The sequence below is a fragment of the Micromonospora sp. NPDC052213 genome (genome assembly GCF_040679695.1).
Lineage (GTDB): Bacteria > Actinomycetota > Actinomycetes > Mycobacteriales > Micromonosporaceae > Micromonospora.
Map to the genome: position 1 here is coordinate 1 of NZ_JBFAVI010000001.1, position 15,693 is coordinate 15,693.

Genomic DNA, 15,693 nt, shown 5'->3' on the forward strand with positions numbered 1-15,693 from the left:
CCGGGCGGCCGGGCGCGGGGACCGATCCCGCCGGGAGCCGTCACCGCCCCCGCCGCGGGCGGCTCGTGCCGACGGCCTCCTCCCCCGCGGGGACGAGCCGGTCGGCCGGGGCGAGCCCGTCGGCGGGGCCGGGCCGGTCGGCCGGGCGCCGCGGGGCGGGGATCCGGGCCACCGGCGGGGGGCTGAGGGTGCGGCCGTGCCAGAGGTAGCCGCCGGCGAGCAGGGTGACCAGGCCGATCAGGGCGAAGAGCAGACGGTAGTCCAGCGCCCCGACGAGCAGCGCCCCGGCGCCGATGGAGAACGCCTGCGGGCCGCTCACCACGGCCTCCGAGGCCGCGGCGACCCGGCCGATCAGCCCGGGCGGGGTGCGCCGCTGGATGAGCGTGTGCAGGCCGACCATGGTCAGCGGCAACGACACCCCGGCCAGCAGCACCGCGACGAAGCCGAGCCAGAGGTTCGGGTACGCCAGCGCCAGCGAGGCCGGCCCGAAGAACGCCACCCCGGCGGCGAGCGTGCCCACCTCGCCCGCCCGGCGCACCACCGCCGGGGAGAGCAGCCCGCCGACCAGCCCGCCGATCCCCTGCACGGTGACCAGCACGCCGACGAACGCGGCGTCCCGGTCGAGACCCCGGTCGACGTACGCGAAGATCAGCGACTCGCTGAAACCCATCGCCAGCGAGCCCAGCCCGTAGCCGAACAGCGCCCGGCGCAGCGCCGGCTCCCGGCCCAGGTGCCGCAGCCCGGCGCCCACCTCCGCGAGCCAGCGCGACCCGGACCCGGCGGGCGGTGACTCCGTCGTCCGCAGTGCCCCGACCACGGCTGCCGCGGACAGGAAGCCGACCATCCCGATCGCGGCCAGCATCCACCCGCCGACGGCGGCGTAGAGGCCGGCGCCGGCCAGCGGGCCGATCAGCCGCAGCCCCTGGCGTACGGTCTGGAGCACGCCGTTGGCCTCGGCCAGCAGGTCCAGCGGCACGAGCTGCCGGATCAGGCCGCTGAGCGCGGCGCTGAGCGTGATGTACGACAGGCCGTACAGGGCCGCCACCGCGTAGATGATCCACACGTCGGCCCGGTCGCGGACGGCGAACAGCGGGGTGAGCAGCACCGCCGTCACCAGGTTCGCCGCCACGAAGAACGGGCGGCGCGGGTAGCGGTCGACGAACCACCCGACCAGCGGGGCCAGTGTCATCGGCGCGATGACCGCGAAGATGGTGGCGCCGGCCAGCCCGTCCGACCCGGTCAGGTCCTTCACCCAGATGGCGAGGGCGAGCAGCAGGATCGACTCGGCGGCCATGCTGGCGAGCAGGCCGCCGAAGAGCAGGCGGAAATCCGGGCGGCGCAGGACGGTGCGCATGGGTCCCTCCGGCGGGGTGGTGCGCGTCTCGGCGCGGTCGGGAGTCGCGTGGTCGGGTCGGGACGGCGTCGTACCGTCCGCCACGCCCTTCCACGGTCCTCTTTTCTGCGAGACACGCCCCCGCCGGGACCTCCGGCGGGGGTTGCGCCGTCCATACTGACCGTGGGGGGCGAACTTCATACAGTTACCGTCGCCTCTGTGGCGGTCCACGGAAAAGAGGACGTCGTGCCTCCTGCCTCACCCAGCCCGATCCTGCGCCGTCGCAGGTTGGGCACCGAACTGCGCCGGTTGCGCGAGGCCAGCGGTCTCACCGGGGACCAGGTCATCGAGCGGATCGGCTGGGCCTCCGCGTCCAAGTTGTCCCGTCTGGAGAACGGCCGCAGCCGTCCGGATCCCGACGACGTCCGGGTCCTGCTCGACCTCTACGGCGCCGAGCGGGCGCTGCGCGAGGAGCTCCTCGGCATCACCCAGGAGGCCGGCGACATCCGCGGTTGGCTGAAGAACTACCCGGTGATGACCCAGCAGCAGCGCAGCTTCGCCGAGCTGGAGGCGGGCTGCGCGGAGATCTCCGAGTACAACCCGGTCCTGGTCCCGGGCCTGCTCCAGACGCCGCGCTACGCGTCGGTGCGGATCGCCTCGGCCCGCCAGGTCGACGAGGAGGCGGGCGACCCGGAGGCCGGGGAGGACATCGACACCGAGGTGCGGGCCCGGCTGGCCCGTCAGTCGCTGCTGACCCGCACGCCCGACGCGCCCCGCTACACGGCGGTGCTGGAGGAGGCGGCGCTCGGCGTCCGGACCGGGCCGCCCGAGGTGCTGCGCGAGCAGTTGGGGCAGCTCTGCGAGCTGGCGATGCTGCCGAACGTCACGCTGCACGTGCTGCCCCGCGACACCCAGATCGGCAACTGGTACCTCCCGCCGACGGCGTTCTCCGTCTACCGGTTCGCGGACCCCCTCGATCCGGAGACGCTGGCCATCGAAGGGGGGTTCACCGACGTCATGTCGACCGAGGTAAACGCGCTAAATCGCTATAAAGTGGTGTTCGAGTGGTTATGCACGGCGGCGCTCTCCGCATCGGACACCCTCTCCTGGCTGATCGAGGCGACGGGGCGGCTGCCCGGCACGGCGACCGCGTCCACGGTGGCGTACGGGTCGGCAACGGCGCCGACCCAACGCCGCCGGCACTCCGGGCGCCTGACGGAACGGTGATCACGGGGGACCACCGTCGGGTCGTGCGGCGCCACTCGTTCCATCGGTGCAGTTCACCTCAGGAGTGAGACCATGAACCAGATCCCCAACACGCCGTCCGTCCGCGCGCGGCTCGCCGACGCCCCGTGGCGCAAGAGCACGCGCAGCCAGACCTCGAACTGCGTCGAGGTCGCGCCACTGGGAACGGGGCCGGCCGCGGTGGCCCTGCGGGACAGCAAGGACCAGGGCGGCCCGGTGCTGCTGTTCAACCGGGCGGGCTGGCTGGGCTTCATCGCCGGCGCCAAGAACGGACAGTTCGATCTGAACTGATCCGCCGACCGTCGCGGGGGGGGCCGCCCCCCTCCCGGGGGCCCCCCCCCGGCCCCCGCCCCCGCCGGGCTGCGGCCGCGCTGGCTCGTGGCCGGCGTCGCCGCCGTGCTGGTCGCCCTGGTCGCCGGGGTGTCGCTCGGCCCGGTCAGCCTGCCGCCGGGCAGCGTCGCGGCCGAGCTGCTCAACCTCGTCCCCGGGGTCCGCATCGACAGCGGGCTGACCGAGCGGGAGATCGCCATCGTCACCGAGCTGCGGCTGCCCCGGGTGGTGCTCGGCCTGCTGGTCGGCGGGCTGCTCGCCCTGGCCGGCGGCTGCTACCAGGGCGTGTTCCGCAACCCGCTGGCCGACCCGTACCTGCTCGGGGTGGCGGCCGGGGCCGGGCTGGCGGTCACCGCCGTGATCACCCTCGGGGTGGGGGCGGGCGGCGCACTCACCGGACTGCCGCTCACCATCCCGCTGGCCGCCTTCGTCGGCGCGCTCGGCGCGGTGGCGATGACCTACCTGCTCGGGGCGTCCGGCGGGCGCGCCCGCTCCACGGCGACGCTGATCCTGGCCGGGGTGGCCGTCTCCGCGTTCCTCTCCGCCGGGCAGACCTACCTGCTGCAACGCAACTCCGACAGCATCCAGCAGGTCTACTCCTGGCTGCTCGGGCGGCTCGCCACCGCCGGCTGGCACGACGTCCGGCTGGTGCTGCCGTACTTCCTCCTCACCGCCCTGGTGGTGCTGCTGCACCGGCGGGAGCTGGACGTGCTCTCCGTCGGCGACGACGAGGCGACCGGCCTCGGGCTGCACCCGCAGCGGTCCCGCTACCTGCTGATCGCCGCCGCCTCGCTCGGCACCGCCGCCGCGGTCTCCGCCTCCGGGCTGATCGGCTTCGTCGGGATCATCGTGCCGCACACCGTACGGCTGCTGGCCGGGTCGAGCTACCGGGTGATCCTGCCGCTCTCGCTGCTCTTCGGCGGCGCCTTCCTGGCGCTGACGGACGTGGTCGCGCGTACCGTCGCCGCCCCGGCGGAGGTGCCGATCGGCGTGGTCACCGCGCTGCTCGGCGGTCCGTTCTTCGTCCTGGTCCTGCGCACCTCCCGGCGGGTGCTCGGATGAGCGCGCGACGTGCGCCGGCGCCGCGGCCGGCGGACGGCGGGGCGCGCGTGTCCGCCCCGCAGCCGGCGGACGGCGGCGACCGGACGGCCGGGCCCGTCGTCCCCGCCGTCGAGGTCCGCGACCTGCACGTCCGCCTCGACGGCACGCCGATCCTCGGCGGCGTCGACCTGACCGTCGCCCCGGGCGAGTGGGTCACCGTGATCGGCCCGAACGGCGCCGGGAAGTCGACCCTGCTGCGCGCCGTCGGCGGCCTGCTGCCCGCGCCGGGTGCCATCTCCCTCTTCGGTACGCCGAGCGAGGCGCTGCGCCGCCGCGACCGGGCCCGGGTGGTGGCGACCGTGGCACAGTCCCCGGTCGTGCCGGCCGGCATGTCGGTGCTCGACTACGTGCTGCTGGGCCGCACCCCGTACATCCCGCCGCTCGGCCGGGAGTCGGCCGCCGACCTGGCCGCCGCGTACGACGTGCTCGACGGGCTGGACCTGACCGGGTTCCAGGACCGGGAGCTGGCCACCCTCTCCGGCGGCGAGCGGCAGCGGGTCTTCCTGGCCCGGGCGCTGGCCCAGGGCGCGACCCTGCTGCTGCTGGACGAGCCGACCAGCGCCCTGGACATCGGCCACCAGCAGGAGGTGCTGGAGCTGGTCGACCGGCTCCGCCGCGAGCACGGCCTGACCGTGCTCGCCACCATGCACGACCTCTCGATAGCCGGCGAGTACGCCGACCGCATGGTGCTCCTCGCCGACGGCAGGGTGGTCGCCGCCGGCACCCCGCGCGAGGTGCTGACCGAGCAGCTCCTCGCCACCTGGTACCGCGCCACCGTCCGCGTCATCGACGGCGACCACGGCCCCCTGGTAGTCCCCGTCCGCCCCCGCCCCTGACCCCCTCTGTCCCCTCCCCCCTCCCCGGGCTTCGACCGGCGTGTCGCCGCAACCGCTTCATGATCAACGTGGGTGGGGTGGGTGGGGTCAGGGGCGGGTGAGGATGTTGAAGAGGGCGCCGTGGGGGTCGCGGAGGGCGGCGAAGCGGCCCGCCGGGGCGTCCTGGGGCGGGACCAGGATCGTGCCGCCCAGTTCGGCGGCGCGGGCGGCGGCCGCGTCGGCGTCGGCCACCGCGAAGTACACGGACCAGTACGCGGGCGTGTCCGCCGGGAACCCGTCGCCCAGCGGCGGCACCATGCCGGCCACGATCCGGGTGCCGAGCCGCCAGCCGGTGTAGGTGACCGGCCCTGCCGGCTGGTCGTCCGGGTGCCAGCCGAAGACCAGCTCGTAGAAGACCTTGGCGCCGTCCGGGTCGGGGGTGACCAGTTCGGTCCAGGTCAGCGCGCCCGGGGTGTCGAACACCTCGGCCCCGGGCATCGCCATTGGCTGCCAGACGCTGAAGGCGGCCCCGGCCGGGTCGGTGAAGACCGCCATCCGCCCCCGGTCGAACACCTCGAACGGCGGCACCACCACCTGCCCGCCGGCCCGCTCGACCCGGCTGGCCACGAGGTCCGCGTCGTCCGTCGCCAGGTACGTCGACCAGATCGGCACCTGGTCGGGGATGGCCGGCGGTCCCGCGCCCGCCACCGCCCGTCCGCCGAGCAGGAAGACCGTGTAGCCGCCCGCCTCGGGCTCCGGGTCTATCCGGCCCGTCCACCCGAACAGCTCCGGGTAGAACCTCCGCGCGTCGGCGAGACCGGGGGTGGCGAGGTCGGCCCAGCAGGGCGTGCCCGGCGGGACGGTGCTCACGTCGACCCCTCTCGGCGGGGGGCGACCACGACGGCGCGCCCCTGCCGGCATCGTGGCACCGACCCGCCGCGCCACGGGGCGGATCGGAGGAAACGTCAGCTGAACCGTCGACCCTCGTTGCGGCGCTCCGTCGGAGCGGCACGCCTCCGGTCCGCCACACGGTCCCGACCAGCGAGGTTCTCGCTCTCCGAAATTGTTTCCCGACGAGCCGCGCGACGGCATCCGCCCACGAATTCAGGGACAGAAATACATCGATGGCTGTGGTAACTTCGTCGTGGCGCGGGAGGCCGCGCCGGAACCGAGTGAACGGGGTTTTCTGCCATGTCGAGAATCGGAAAGACCAGGGCCGTTCTGGCGACCGTCGGCAGCCTGGGGTTGGTGCTCGCCGCGCCGGCCGCACCGGCGTCCGCGAATGCGTCCGGCGCCGGCGCCACCGCCATCGGCGCCAACTATTCCACCCAGTGCGCAACCGGCCGGATCGAGTCGATCGCGGCCAATCTGCCGATCCGCTGGGAGCCCTTCACGGACTCGCCCGCCTTCACGACGGCCCAGAAGGGCTACCAGTACAACTGCATCCCGAACACCTACGCCCTGGGCGGCCGGTACACGGCATGTGGCGTCAGCAATGCCAACGGCTGGATCATCATCGACTTCCCTGACCGCGTCGGCTACACCTACATGACCTGTGTGAAGGACGTGTAGTTCGGCGATGGCGCCGGCCGGATCCTGCCGAAAGGCTGATCCGGCCGGCGCGACCATTCGGCCGGGTTTCCTCGCGGTCGACCATCTCTCGGTTGTCGGCCACGTTTCATCGGCCGTTTACGTCATTCCGCGGACGCGCCGGTGAACGCCGCGTGAAATTGTTCGTCCCAATGGCGCGGGCAGCGGTCGGGCGTGCAGCGCGGCCGGTCAGGCGAGCGGCGCGGGCAGCGGCGCGGCGTGCAGCACGGCGAGGCGGGAGACGGCCCGGGTGAGCACCACGTAGAGCCGGTGCAGGCCGCGCGGCTCGGCCGCCACGATCGCCGCCGGCTCGACGACGATGACGTGGTCGTACTCCAGGCCCTTGACCATCGTCGCCGGCACCACCGTGACGCGCGCCGCGGCGGCCGGGTCGTCGACGGTCGCGGTCTCGACCCCGGCGGCGGCGAGGGCGGCCCGCAGCCCGTCGACCGCGTCGTCGGCGGCGATCACCGCGACCGAGCCGTCGAACGCCAGCGCCGCGCGCACCTCGGCCACCGTCGCGGCGGTCAGGTCGGCGACGGTACGCACGTCGAGCGCGCCGTCGCGGCGCAGCGACTCCGCCGGCGGCACGTCGACGGCGAGCGCCGGCAGCAGCCGGTTGGCGAACGCGACCACGGCGGCGGGCACCCGGAAGCCGACCGTCAGCGGGACCACCACCGCGTCCGGCTTGCCCAGGTGGCGCAGGGACTCCCGCCAGTCGGCGGCGGCCCACGGCGCGGTGCCCTGGGCCAGGTCGCCGAGGAGCGTGATGGACCCGTGCTCGCTGCGTCGGGCGATCACCCGGCACTGCATGGGCGACAGGTCCTGCGCCTCGTCGACCACCACGTGGCCGAAGCCGGCCGGCCGCTCGACCAGCCCGGCCGCCTCGTCGATCAGCACCGCGTCCGCCGCCGTCCACTTCGTGGCCTTCGGGGTGCGCCCGAGCTTCGTCCCGGCTGCCGCGGCGCGTCGCGCCGGACGCGGGGCATCCGCCGCGCCGCCTGCCGCCACCAGGTCGGGCGTCCCGCGCAGCAGCGCCTGCTCGTCGGCGGTCAGCAACCCGTCGGCGCTGGCGGCCAGCAGCTCGGCGTCGGTGAGCAGCCGGTGGACCAGCCCTTCCGGGGTCAGCGCCGGCCAGACCGCGTCGAGGAAGGCGGCGACCGGCGCGCACCTGCCCATCCGGCGCAGCCAGGCGTCGCTCGGCGACTCGGCGCGCCGCGCCTCGGCCTGCCGCTGGAGCAGAGCCACCACCCGGGCCCGGACGCGTTCCCGCCCGGTGGCGTACGGCAACCGCTCCCGGCGGGTCTCCTCGACCAGCCGGTGCAGCGGGTCCAGCCCGATCCGCCAGCGGTAGGAGCCGTCCGAGACCATGATCGGCTCGGTCGGCTCGCCGATGTGCGCGTCGATCGCCCGGCGCAGCACCTCGGCCATCCGCACGTCGTGCTTGACGGCCGCCACCGCCGGGTCGTCGACCGCCCGCACCGGCACCCGGGCGACCAGGTCCTCCACCGTGGCCTGCTCGACCTCGACCTCGCCGAGCGCCGGCAGCACCGCCGCGATGTACGACAGGAAGGCCCGGTTCGGCCCGACGATCAGCACACCCGCGCGGCGCAGCCGCTCCCGGTGCAGGTAGAGCAGGTAGGCGGCCCGGTGCAGGCCGACCGCCGTCTTTCCGGTGCCCGGCGCGCCCTGCACGCAGATCGAGTCGGCCAGGTCGGCCCGGACCAGCTCGTCCTGCTCCGGCTGGATGGTGGCGACGATGTCACGCATCGGCCCGACGCGGGGCCGTTCGATCTCGGCGGTCAGGATCCGGCTGGCCGTGCCGAGTTCCTCGCCCCGGTCGAGGTGCTCGTCCTCGAAGCTGGTGAGCGTCCCGCTGCTGAACCCGAAGCGGCGTCGTACCGCCACGCCCTGCGGGTCGCGGGCGCTGGCCCGGTAGAACGACCGGGAGACGGGTGCCCGCCAGTCCAGCACCAGCGGCTCGCCCCGCTCGTCGGTGACGTGCCGCCGCCCCACGTGGTAGCGCCGGCCGGCGTGGTCGGGGTGCCCGGGACCCGCCCCGTCGTCGCTGCCACCGGGCGTGCCGTCGGGGGCCGGGCCGGCGGCGGGTGCGGCGTCGGGGGCCGGGCCGTCGGCTGGTGCGGCGTCGGGGGCCGGGCCGTCGGCTGGTGCGGCGTCGGGGGCCGGGCCGAAGTCGAGGCGGCCGAAGAAGAGGGGCGTGGTCGGGTCGTCGGCGAGTTCGGCGACCCGGCGGGCCAGGGTGCGCCCGAGCGTCTCGGCGGCGTAGGCGTCGCCGGCCACCTGGTCGCCGGTGGCGAAGAGGGCCTCGGCGCGTTCCCGCATCTGGGCCAGGGCGGCCCGGGAGGTGGCGAGGTGCTCGCGCTCGGCGGCGAGGTCGGTGTCGAGGTCGAGGTCGACTGCGGTCACGCTGAATCCCATCGAGGTCATCTGCTGATCGCTCGCGTGTCCGGCGGGCGGATGGCCGGCCCCCGGCGCGGGACGTCCGATGCGGTGCTCACCTCACCCTGGCCGTCAAGCGACCTGCCAGCCTACGCGCACACCGGCTCCCGCTCCACCGAATTTCACCGCCCTCCGCGCCCGGCGCCCACGCGCTGACGTGCTGACCGGTCGCCGCCGCCGGCTCCGGCGCACCCTCCTGTCGTTGCCGGTGGTGGCCGACCACCGGCGGCCGGGATCATGGGGGGATGACCGAGCCGCCTGCCGAGCGACCCCGGGTGACCATCAGCGATCCGCAGGTGATGCGGGCGCTGGCCCACCCGGCCCGACTCGCGATCACGGAACACCTCAGCTCGATCGAGGCCGGCGCGACCGCCACGGAGTGCGCGGAGATCGTCGGCCTGTCGCCGAGCGCCACCAGCTACCACCTGCGGGAGCTGGCGAAGGCGGGCCTGGTGGAGCAGGCGCCGAACCGCGGCGACGCGCGGGAGCGAGTCTGGCGGGTGGTCAGCCCGAGCTGGACCGTCGACGCCGGGCGCGGGACGGCGCCGGAGGCCCGGGCGGCCGAGCGTGCGCTGGTGGAGGCGTGGCTGGCCCGCGACCTGGAGCGCAGCCGCGACTGGTTGCGGCGCGCGCCCGACGAGCCGGCCGAGTGGTACGAGGCGAGCCGGCTCGCCGACTCCCGACTGCTGCTCACCGCGGCGGAGTTGAGCGAGCTGAACGAGGCGGTGGACCGCCTGTTCGAGCCGTACCGCAAACGGTCGCGGGTGGACCCGCCGGCCGGGGCGCGCACCGTCTCGGTGCACTACAAGGCGTTGCCGGTCGACTGAAAGGGGATTGCACCCGCCAGATGTGAAGGATTATTTTCGAAGTATGTCCTTCACGTCTGGTCCGTCGCGCTGGCCGGACGTCTGGCTCGCCACCACCGCCCGGGGCGTGGCCACCTGCGGTGACTTCCTCGCCGCCAGCACGCTCACGTTGGCGTTGCAGTCGGCCGGGGCGGGCGGGCTCGCCGTGTCCGGCCTGCTGCTCGCCGCGACCCTGCCGCTGGTGGCGTTCGCGCCGCTGACCGGTCGCCTCGCGGACCGGGTGGACAGCCGAATCCTGCTGGTGACCGCGGGGCTGGCCCAGGCCGGCATCTGCCTCACGCTCGCGTACGCCGGGCACCCGCTTCTGGTCATCGCGCTGGTGGCGCTGCTCGCCACCGGCCTCGCCGTGACCCAGCCGGTGCTCTCGGCGCTGGTGCCGGCGATGGTGCGGGCCGAGGACCTGCCCCGGGCCAGCGCGCTCAGCCAGTCGGCCGGCACCCTGGGCTCGCTCGCCGGTCCGGCGCTGGCCGGGCTGCTGGTGGGCGAGTTCGGCACGCGCCTGCCGCTGCTCGTGGGCGCCGGCAGCTATCTGGCGCTGGTGGCGGCCGGACTGCTGATCCGTACCCGCAGAGGAAGCCGTGGGCCGGCGGCGGCCGGCGACGCGGCGATGCCCCCGGCCTGGCGGCTGCGACACGACCCGCTGCTGGTGGCGATGGTCGCCAGCGTCGCCGGCGTGTTCGGCGCCGTCGGGGCGATCAACGTGATCGAGGTGTTCTTCATCCGGGAGACGCTGGGCAGCTCGACCACGATGTACGGGCTGGTGACGGGCGCCTGGACGCTCGGCGTCCTGGCCGGCGCGTGGCTCTTCGCGCGGGTGGTCCGGCGGCTCGACCGCGACGCCAGGCTGGTCCGGGCCAGCCTGGCGCTGCTCGGCGGGTGCTGCGCGATGGTGCTGGCCTCGGCGGCCGTGCCGACGGCCCTGCTGCTGGTGCCGATCTGGTTGACCGGCGGCATCTTCAACGGCGGCAGCAACGTCTTCAACAACGTGCTGCTGGCCCGCCGGGTGCCGGAGGCGGCGCGGGGCCGCGCCTTCGCCTCCTTCGGCGCGGCGGTTCAGGGCGCCGCGATGGTCGGCTTCCTGGCCGGCGGCCTCCTGCTTGAGGCGGCCGATCCCCGGCCGCTGGTCGCCGGTTGCGGGCTGGCCGGCCTGCTGGCGGTCGCCGTCGTCTCGGTTCCCCTCCGCCGCGCGGCCCGTGCGGCCCCCGCGCGGACGCCCGCCGGTGCGCCGGTCGCGGGCGCCGCCCCGACAGGAACCGGTTCGGGCGCCCCCGCCTCCGACGCCGCGGTGGATGCGGGGTTGGCCACTCCGACGCCGACCCGCTGAGCCCCGGGCGAATGGCGGGGATACGGTCGGGGCATGGCTGAGCACGTCGCGCGCCCCCGGGTCGGGCACATCCAGTTCCTGAACTGCCTGCCGATCTACTGGGGGCTGATGCGCTCCGGCGCCCTGATCGACGTCGACCTGCACAAGGACTCGCCGGACCGGCTGAGCGCGGCGCTGGTCGCCGGTGACCTGGACATCGGCCCGATCTCGCACGTGGAGTACCTGCGCCACGCCGACGAACTGCTGCTCCTGCCCGATCTGGCGGTCGGCAGCGACGGCCCGGTGCTGTCGGTCAACATCGTCTCCACCCGCCCGCTGGCCGAGCTCGACCACGGAAAGGTGGCGCTGGGCTCGACCTCGCGGACCGGGGTCCTCCTGGCCCAGCTCCTGCTCGGCGAGCGGTACGGGGTGAACCCCGAGTACTTCCGCTGCCCGCCGGACCTGACCCAGATGCTGCTGGAGGCCGACGCCGGGGTGCTGATCGGCGACGTGGCGCTGCGCGCGCTCTACGAGGCGCCGAAGCGCGGGCTGGAGGTCACCGACCTCGGGCAGGCGTGGCGGGAGTGGACCGGCCTGCCGATGGTCTTCGCCGTCTGGGCCGTACGCCGGGACTTCGCCGCCGCCCACCCGGGTCTGGTCAAGGAGGTGCACGACGCGTTCCTGCGCTCCCGGGACCTGTGCCTCTCGGAGCTGGACCAGGTCGCCGAGGCCGGCGCGCGCTGGGAGCCGTTCGACGCGGAGACCCTGGCGACGTACTTCCGGGCGCTGGACTTCTCGCTCGGCGACCGCCAGGTGGCCGGCCTGCGCGAGTTCGCGCGCCGCGCCGCCGCCCTCGGCGCCGCCCCGTCCCTCCCCGACACCGGCCCCGACTTCTTCACGGGCTGACCCCGCCCGCCCGCGACCGCCACGATCGGCGGCGAGGGTCAGACGGGGTCGCGGAGGAGAGCTTCCGTGATCTTCTGGCAGTTCTTCATGCCGTACTCGTAGCCCTTGCCGATCGGGTAGCGGACCATCACGCCCATCGTCCAGGTGTCGCCGATGGCCAGGCAGTTGATGTGCATCTCCTGCTCCCTGGTCCGGTCGATCCAACCGTTCTTGATGGCGATGGTCTTGCGCTCCGCGGCCGGGAACGCCTTGCGGATGCCGAAGTCGCCCGCCCCCCGGACCAGTCGCATCTCCTTGATCAGCCAGGTGGTCCACTTCGGCCCGGCGGCCCGGCCGTCGGCGATGCAGGCCCCCATCCGGGCGGTGTCGCGGGGGGAGAGCGCCGTGCGGCTCCAGCCGCCGTCGGGGGCGACCTTGCTGTCGGTCAGCTCGCACAGCGAGATCAGCCGCTTGATCGAGGCGGACCGGCCGACGGTGTTGTAGAACTGCTCGGCCCGGGTGTTGTCGCTGTCCCGGATGATCCTCGTGGCGTCGGCGAGCTTGGCGTCGCTCGGCGTCTGGCCGGCATCGGCGGCGCGGCGCAGGTAGTCGGCCACGATCCATGCCTTGATCAGCGAGGCGGTGGTGCTGGTCTCGTCCATGTTGTCCGAACCGATGATCTCGCCGGTCCGGCGGTCGAGGACGCTCCAGGAGTACCAGCCCTCGATGTCCATGTCGAGGTCCCTCGCCTCGAACGGCAGCGGCTCCGGCGTCGCGCTGGGCGACGGCGACGGCGATGGCGACTGCCGCGCGCTGCGGTCGCCCGGCGCGCTCGCACCGCGGTCGGCCGGCACGGCGGGCTCGCCCCAGCGGGCGGCGGCGGTGGACTCGAACGGCGAGCCCGGCAGCAGCCGCAGGGACACGAGCACCAGGCCGACCAGGACCACCGCGACGGCGATCAGCTTGGCGGGGGAGGCGTCGCCGCGCCGGTCGTCCCGGCGCTGCCCGGCCATCAGAGCTTCCCGACCGGCTGCTGCGGCACCTTGAGGGCGGCGCCCGGCTGCGGGGTCACCAGCTGGCTGGCGACCGAGGCGCAGGTCTGCGCGCCGTAGTCCAGCCCGCTCTTCTGCGGGTAGCGCAGCATCACCGCGAGGCTCCACTTGTCGGTGACCGCGAGGCAGTTCACGTGCCAGTTGCCGTCGTAGTTCAGCGGGGTCCAGCCGTTCTTGATGCTGACCGGGCCCTGGCTGAGGATCGACTGGGGGAGCCCGTCGATGATGCCCCAACGGCCGCCGCCCGACCGGGCCTTCTGGTCCTTGGCGGCGGTGGTGCCCTTGACCTTGCTCATCTCGTCCAGCAGGTAGTTGGTCCACTTCGGGCCGGCGGCCGTGCCGTCGCCGATGCAGTCGCCGAGCCGGACGGCGTCGCGGGGGGACATCCGGGTGAAGCTCCACCAGCCCACGTAGCCCGGCACGTTGCCCGGCTTGGTGTCGGTCAGCTCGCAGGTGCTGGTCATCCGATTGATCGTCTCGGCGCGGCCCACCGCGTTGTAGAGGGCGTTGGCGGCGTCGTCGTCGCTGTTGCGGATGGCGGCGGAGATCTGCTTCTTCCGCTCGGCCGGCACGGGCTTGTCGCCGAGTCGGCGGAGGTAGTCGGCCGCGAACCAGGCCTTGATCATCGACTCGGTGGAGCTGGTCGAGGCCATGTTCTTGGCGCCGGAGATCTCGCCGGTCTCCCGGTCCATCAGGGCCCACGAGAAGAACTCGCCCTTGAAGTTCACCGACACCGGGCCGGCGGCCAGGGTCGGCGGCGGGGGCGGGGTGGGCGCCGGCGCCGCCACGCTTCCGCCGCTCGCGGCGTCGTCGCCGGCGAGTCGGGCGTACGCGGCGGGCACGAGCAGGCCGCCACCGAGGAGGACCGCCACGACGGCGAGCACCAGGGTCACGCGGGATCGCATGAGTGGGTGAGCTCCAGATGTCAGGGCCGGGGGGACCGGCTTGTTGTCCGGACGGATCGGCGGCTCGCCGAGGCCGGGGGATGCGGCCTCCGTGTTCGTGGGGGCGATAGTCGGCAGCCGATGGTGTGACCGGGGGAAGTCTACGTGCGGATCGTCCGCACGCCAGAACATGACACCTGGCAACTTGCCATGAAGGCGGGATATCGGGCCGCTATGCGGCTATTGGGGGAATTCGTTTTCGCCGCGTGATCCAAGTCATAGTTTGCCGCCCGCTGGGAGTCACCGTCGCGTCCCGAACTGTCCTCGGAAACCTGTTACACACCTCTGGTGCGGCGAGTTGCAAGCTGTAACACTTGACCCCATGTATGGCAACGACTTCTCCGCCGAGGACGCACCCGGCGGTGGCCTGCTCGGCGAGGTCGAGGCGGCGGAGGCGGCGCTGCGGGAGGCCGCCGAGCGGGGACGGCGCGCCGGTGCCCCCGGCCCCGACGAGGACCTCGCCGCGTACTTCGCCGAGGTCATCGACGCCGACCAGAAGATCGAGCCGCGCGACTGGATGCCCGAGGCGTACCGCAGGACGCTGATCCGGCAGATCGCCCAGCACGCGCACTCCGAGATCATCGGCATGCAGCCGGAGGGGAACTGGATCAGCCGAGCCCCCTCGCTCAAGCGCAAGGCGATCCTGCTGGCCAAGGTCCAGGACGAGGCCGGCCACGGCCTCTACCTCTACGCCGCCGCGGAGACCCTCGGGATCAGCCGGGACGAGCTGGTCGAGCTGCTCCTCAGCGGCCGTCAGAAGTACAGCTCGATCTTCAACTACCCGACGCTGACCTGGGCGGACGTCGGCGCGATCGGCTGGCTGGTGGACGGCGCCGCGATCGTCAACCAGGTGCCGCTCTGCCGCTGCTCGTACGGTCCGTACGCCCGCGCGATGATCCGGGTCTGCAAGGAGGAGTCGTTCCACCAGCGGCAGGGCTACGAGATCCTGCACACCCTGGCGCACGGCACGCCCGCGCAGAAGGCGATGGCGCAGGACGCCGTCGACCGCTGGTGGTACCCGTCGCTGGCGATGTTCGGCCCGCCGGACACCGACTCCACCCACTCGGCGCAGTCCATGGCCTGGAAGATCAAGCGGTTCTCCAACGACGAGCTGCGCCAGCGCTTCGTGGACATGTGCGTGCAGCAGGCCGAGATCCTCGGTCTGACCATCCCCGACCCGGGTTTGCGCTGGAACGAGTCCCGGCAGTCGTACGACTTCACCCAGCCGGACTACGACGAGCTGATGCGGGTGATCAAGGGGGACGGGCCGTGCAACCGGCAGCGGGCGGAGCACCGCCGCCGCGCCCACACCGACGGAGCCTGGGTGCGTGAGGCCGCCGCGGCGTACGCCGCCAAGCGGGCGGAGAAGAAGGAGAGGGTGGCGGCGTGAGCGAGCGTGGCGAGCGAACGGATCAGCGGGGTGCGAGCGATCCGTCGCCGTTGTGGGAGGTCTTCGTGCGGGCGCGGCGCGGGTTGTCGCACACCCACGTCGGCAGCCTGCACGCCCCCGACGCCGAGCTGGCCCTGCGCAACGCGCGGGACCTCTACACCCGCCGCCAGGAGGGCGTCTCCATCTGGGTGGTGCCGGCGGGCGCGATCACCGCGTCCAGCCCCGACGAGAAGGACGCCTTCTTCGACCCGGCGGCCGACAAGGTCTACCGCCACCCCACCTTCTACGAGGTGCCGGACGGGGTGGCCCACCTGTGAGCGAGCGCAGCGAGCGAACCGTTCGGCTCAGCACCGGGGCGCGTCGCGCCGCCGCCGAGCGG

General features: G+C 73.9%; 15 protein-coding genes. 10 read left to right on the forward strand and 5 right to left on the reverse strand.

Features of this window, described 5'->3' with window-relative positions; all coding sequences use genetic code 11:
• Positions 1 to 40: 40 nt before the first annotated feature.
• A complete protein-coding gene (locus AB0L34_RS00005) occupies positions 41 to 1,354 on the reverse strand; it encodes an MFS transporter (RefSeq protein ID WP_363700539.1) in 1,314 nt (437 codons plus the stop codon).
• Between the two features lie 225 nt (positions 1,355 to 1,579).
• Between AB0L34_RS00005 and AB0L34_RS00010 the strand changes: the two genes are divergently transcribed.
• The 4 genes from AB0L34_RS00010 (at position 1,580) to AB0L34_RS00025 (ending at position 4,845) form a co-directional block, all read left to right on the forward strand.
• The gene (locus tag AB0L34_RS00010; RefSeq protein ID WP_363700541.1) at positions 1,580 to 2,560 is read left to right on the forward strand and encodes a helix-turn-helix transcriptional regulator; all 981 of its coding nucleotides are present in this window, start codon (positions 1,580 to 1,582) and stop codon (positions 2,558 to 2,560) included.
• 72 nt (positions 2,561 to 2,632) lie between these two features.
• Positions 2,633 to 2,869 carry a DUF397 domain-containing protein gene (locus tag AB0L34_RS00015; protein WP_357462431.1) on the forward strand — a complete coding sequence of 79 codons (237 nt, stop codon included), beginning with the start codon at positions 2,633 to 2,635 and terminating at the stop codon, positions 2,867 to 2,869.
• Positions 2,870 to 2,938: 69 nt separating this feature from the next.
• Entirely contained in the window at positions 2,939 to 3,970 is a 1,032-nt protein-coding gene (locus AB0L34_RS00020) for an iron ABC transporter permease (RefSeq protein ID WP_357453148.1), read from the forward strand.
• Positions 3,967 to 4,845, forward strand: a complete 879-nt coding sequence (locus AB0L34_RS00025; protein ID WP_363700543.1) for an ABC transporter ATP-binding protein — start codon at positions 3,967 to 3,969, stop codon at positions 4,843 to 4,845. Before AB0L34_RS00020 ends, AB0L34_RS00025 begins: the two co-directional genes overlap by 4 nt.
• An 87-nt stretch (positions 4,846 to 4,932) precedes the next feature.
• On the opposite strand, the gene AB0L34_RS00030 is transcribed toward AB0L34_RS00025, so the two are convergent.
• Positions 4,933 to 5,694: a VOC family protein gene (locus AB0L34_RS00030; RefSeq protein ID WP_363700545.1), complete on the reverse strand. Its 762-nt coding sequence runs from the start codon at positions 5,692 to 5,694 to the stop codon at positions 4,933 to 4,935.
• A gap of 321 nt (positions 5,695 to 6,015) precedes the next feature.
• Here AB0L34_RS00030 and AB0L34_RS00035 point away from each other — a divergent pair, with 321 nt between their 5' ends.
• Positions 6,016 to 6,396, forward strand: coding sequence for a hypothetical protein (locus AB0L34_RS00035; protein ID WP_363700547.1), 381 nt, complete (start codon positions 6,016 to 6,018; stop codon positions 6,394 to 6,396).
• Between the two features lie 207 nt (positions 6,397 to 6,603).
• On the opposite strand, the gene AB0L34_RS00040 is transcribed toward AB0L34_RS00035, so the two are convergent.
• Positions 6,604 to 8,841, reverse strand: coding sequence for an AAA family ATPase (locus AB0L34_RS00040; RefSeq protein ID WP_363700549.1), 2,238 nt, complete (start codon positions 8,839 to 8,841; stop codon positions 6,604 to 6,606).
• Positions 8,842 to 9,119: 278 nt separating this feature from the next.
• On the opposite strand from AB0L34_RS00040, the gene AB0L34_RS00045 reads away from it, so the two are divergent.
• The 3 genes from AB0L34_RS00045 to AB0L34_RS00055 are packed head-to-tail and all read left to right on the forward strand — an operon-like array spanning position 9,120 to position 11,949.
• Complete coding sequence (locus AB0L34_RS00045) at positions 9,120 to 9,701, forward strand: metalloregulator ArsR/SmtB family transcription factor (RefSeq protein ID WP_363700551.1); 582 nt, start codon at positions 9,120 to 9,122, stop codon at positions 9,699 to 9,701.
• A 43-nt stretch (positions 9,702 to 9,744) separates the two neighbouring features.
• The gene (locus tag AB0L34_RS00050; protein WP_363700553.1) at positions 9,745 to 11,064 is read left to right on the forward strand and encodes an MFS transporter; all 1,320 of its coding nucleotides are present in this window, start codon (positions 9,745 to 9,747) and stop codon (positions 11,062 to 11,064) included.
• A 33-nt stretch (positions 11,065 to 11,097) separates the two neighbouring features.
• Positions 11,098 to 11,949 (forward strand): menaquinone biosynthesis protein, encoded by an 852-nt coding sequence (locus tag AB0L34_RS00055; RefSeq protein WP_350701906.1) that lies wholly within the window; start codon positions 11,098 to 11,100, stop codon positions 11,947 to 11,949.
• Between the two features lie 38 nt (positions 11,950 to 11,987).
• Here the strand turns inward: AB0L34_RS00055 and AB0L34_RS00060 are convergent, their stop codons facing one another.
• Together AB0L34_RS00060 and AB0L34_RS00065 are read right to left on the reverse strand one after the other, a co-directional pair.
• Entirely contained in the window at positions 11,988 to 12,941 is a 954-nt protein-coding gene (locus tag AB0L34_RS00060; protein ID WP_363700555.1) for a hypothetical protein, read from the reverse strand.
• Complete coding sequence (locus AB0L34_RS00065) at positions 12,941 to 13,885, reverse strand: hypothetical protein (RefSeq protein ID WP_363700557.1); 945 nt, start codon at positions 13,883 to 13,885, stop codon at positions 12,941 to 12,943. Before AB0L34_RS00065 ends, AB0L34_RS00060 begins: the two co-directional genes overlap by 1 nt.
• A 361-nt stretch (positions 13,886 to 14,246) precedes the next feature.
• On the opposite strand from AB0L34_RS00065, the gene paaA reads away from it, so the two are divergent.
• The gene (gene paaA, locus AB0L34_RS00070; RefSeq protein WP_363700559.1) at positions 14,247 to 15,314 is read left to right on the forward strand and encodes a 1,2-phenylacetyl-CoA epoxidase subunit PaaA; all 1,068 of its coding nucleotides are present in this window, start codon (positions 14,247 to 14,249) and stop codon (positions 15,312 to 15,314) included.
• The gene (gene paaB, locus AB0L34_RS00075) at positions 15,311 to 15,631 is read left to right on the forward strand and encodes a 1,2-phenylacetyl-CoA epoxidase subunit PaaB (protein ID WP_363700561.1); all 321 of its coding nucleotides are present in this window, start codon (positions 15,311 to 15,313) and stop codon (positions 15,629 to 15,631) included. Before paaA ends, paaB begins: the two co-directional genes overlap by 4 nt.
• The last annotated feature ends 62 nt before the right edge of the window (positions 15,632 to 15,693 follow it).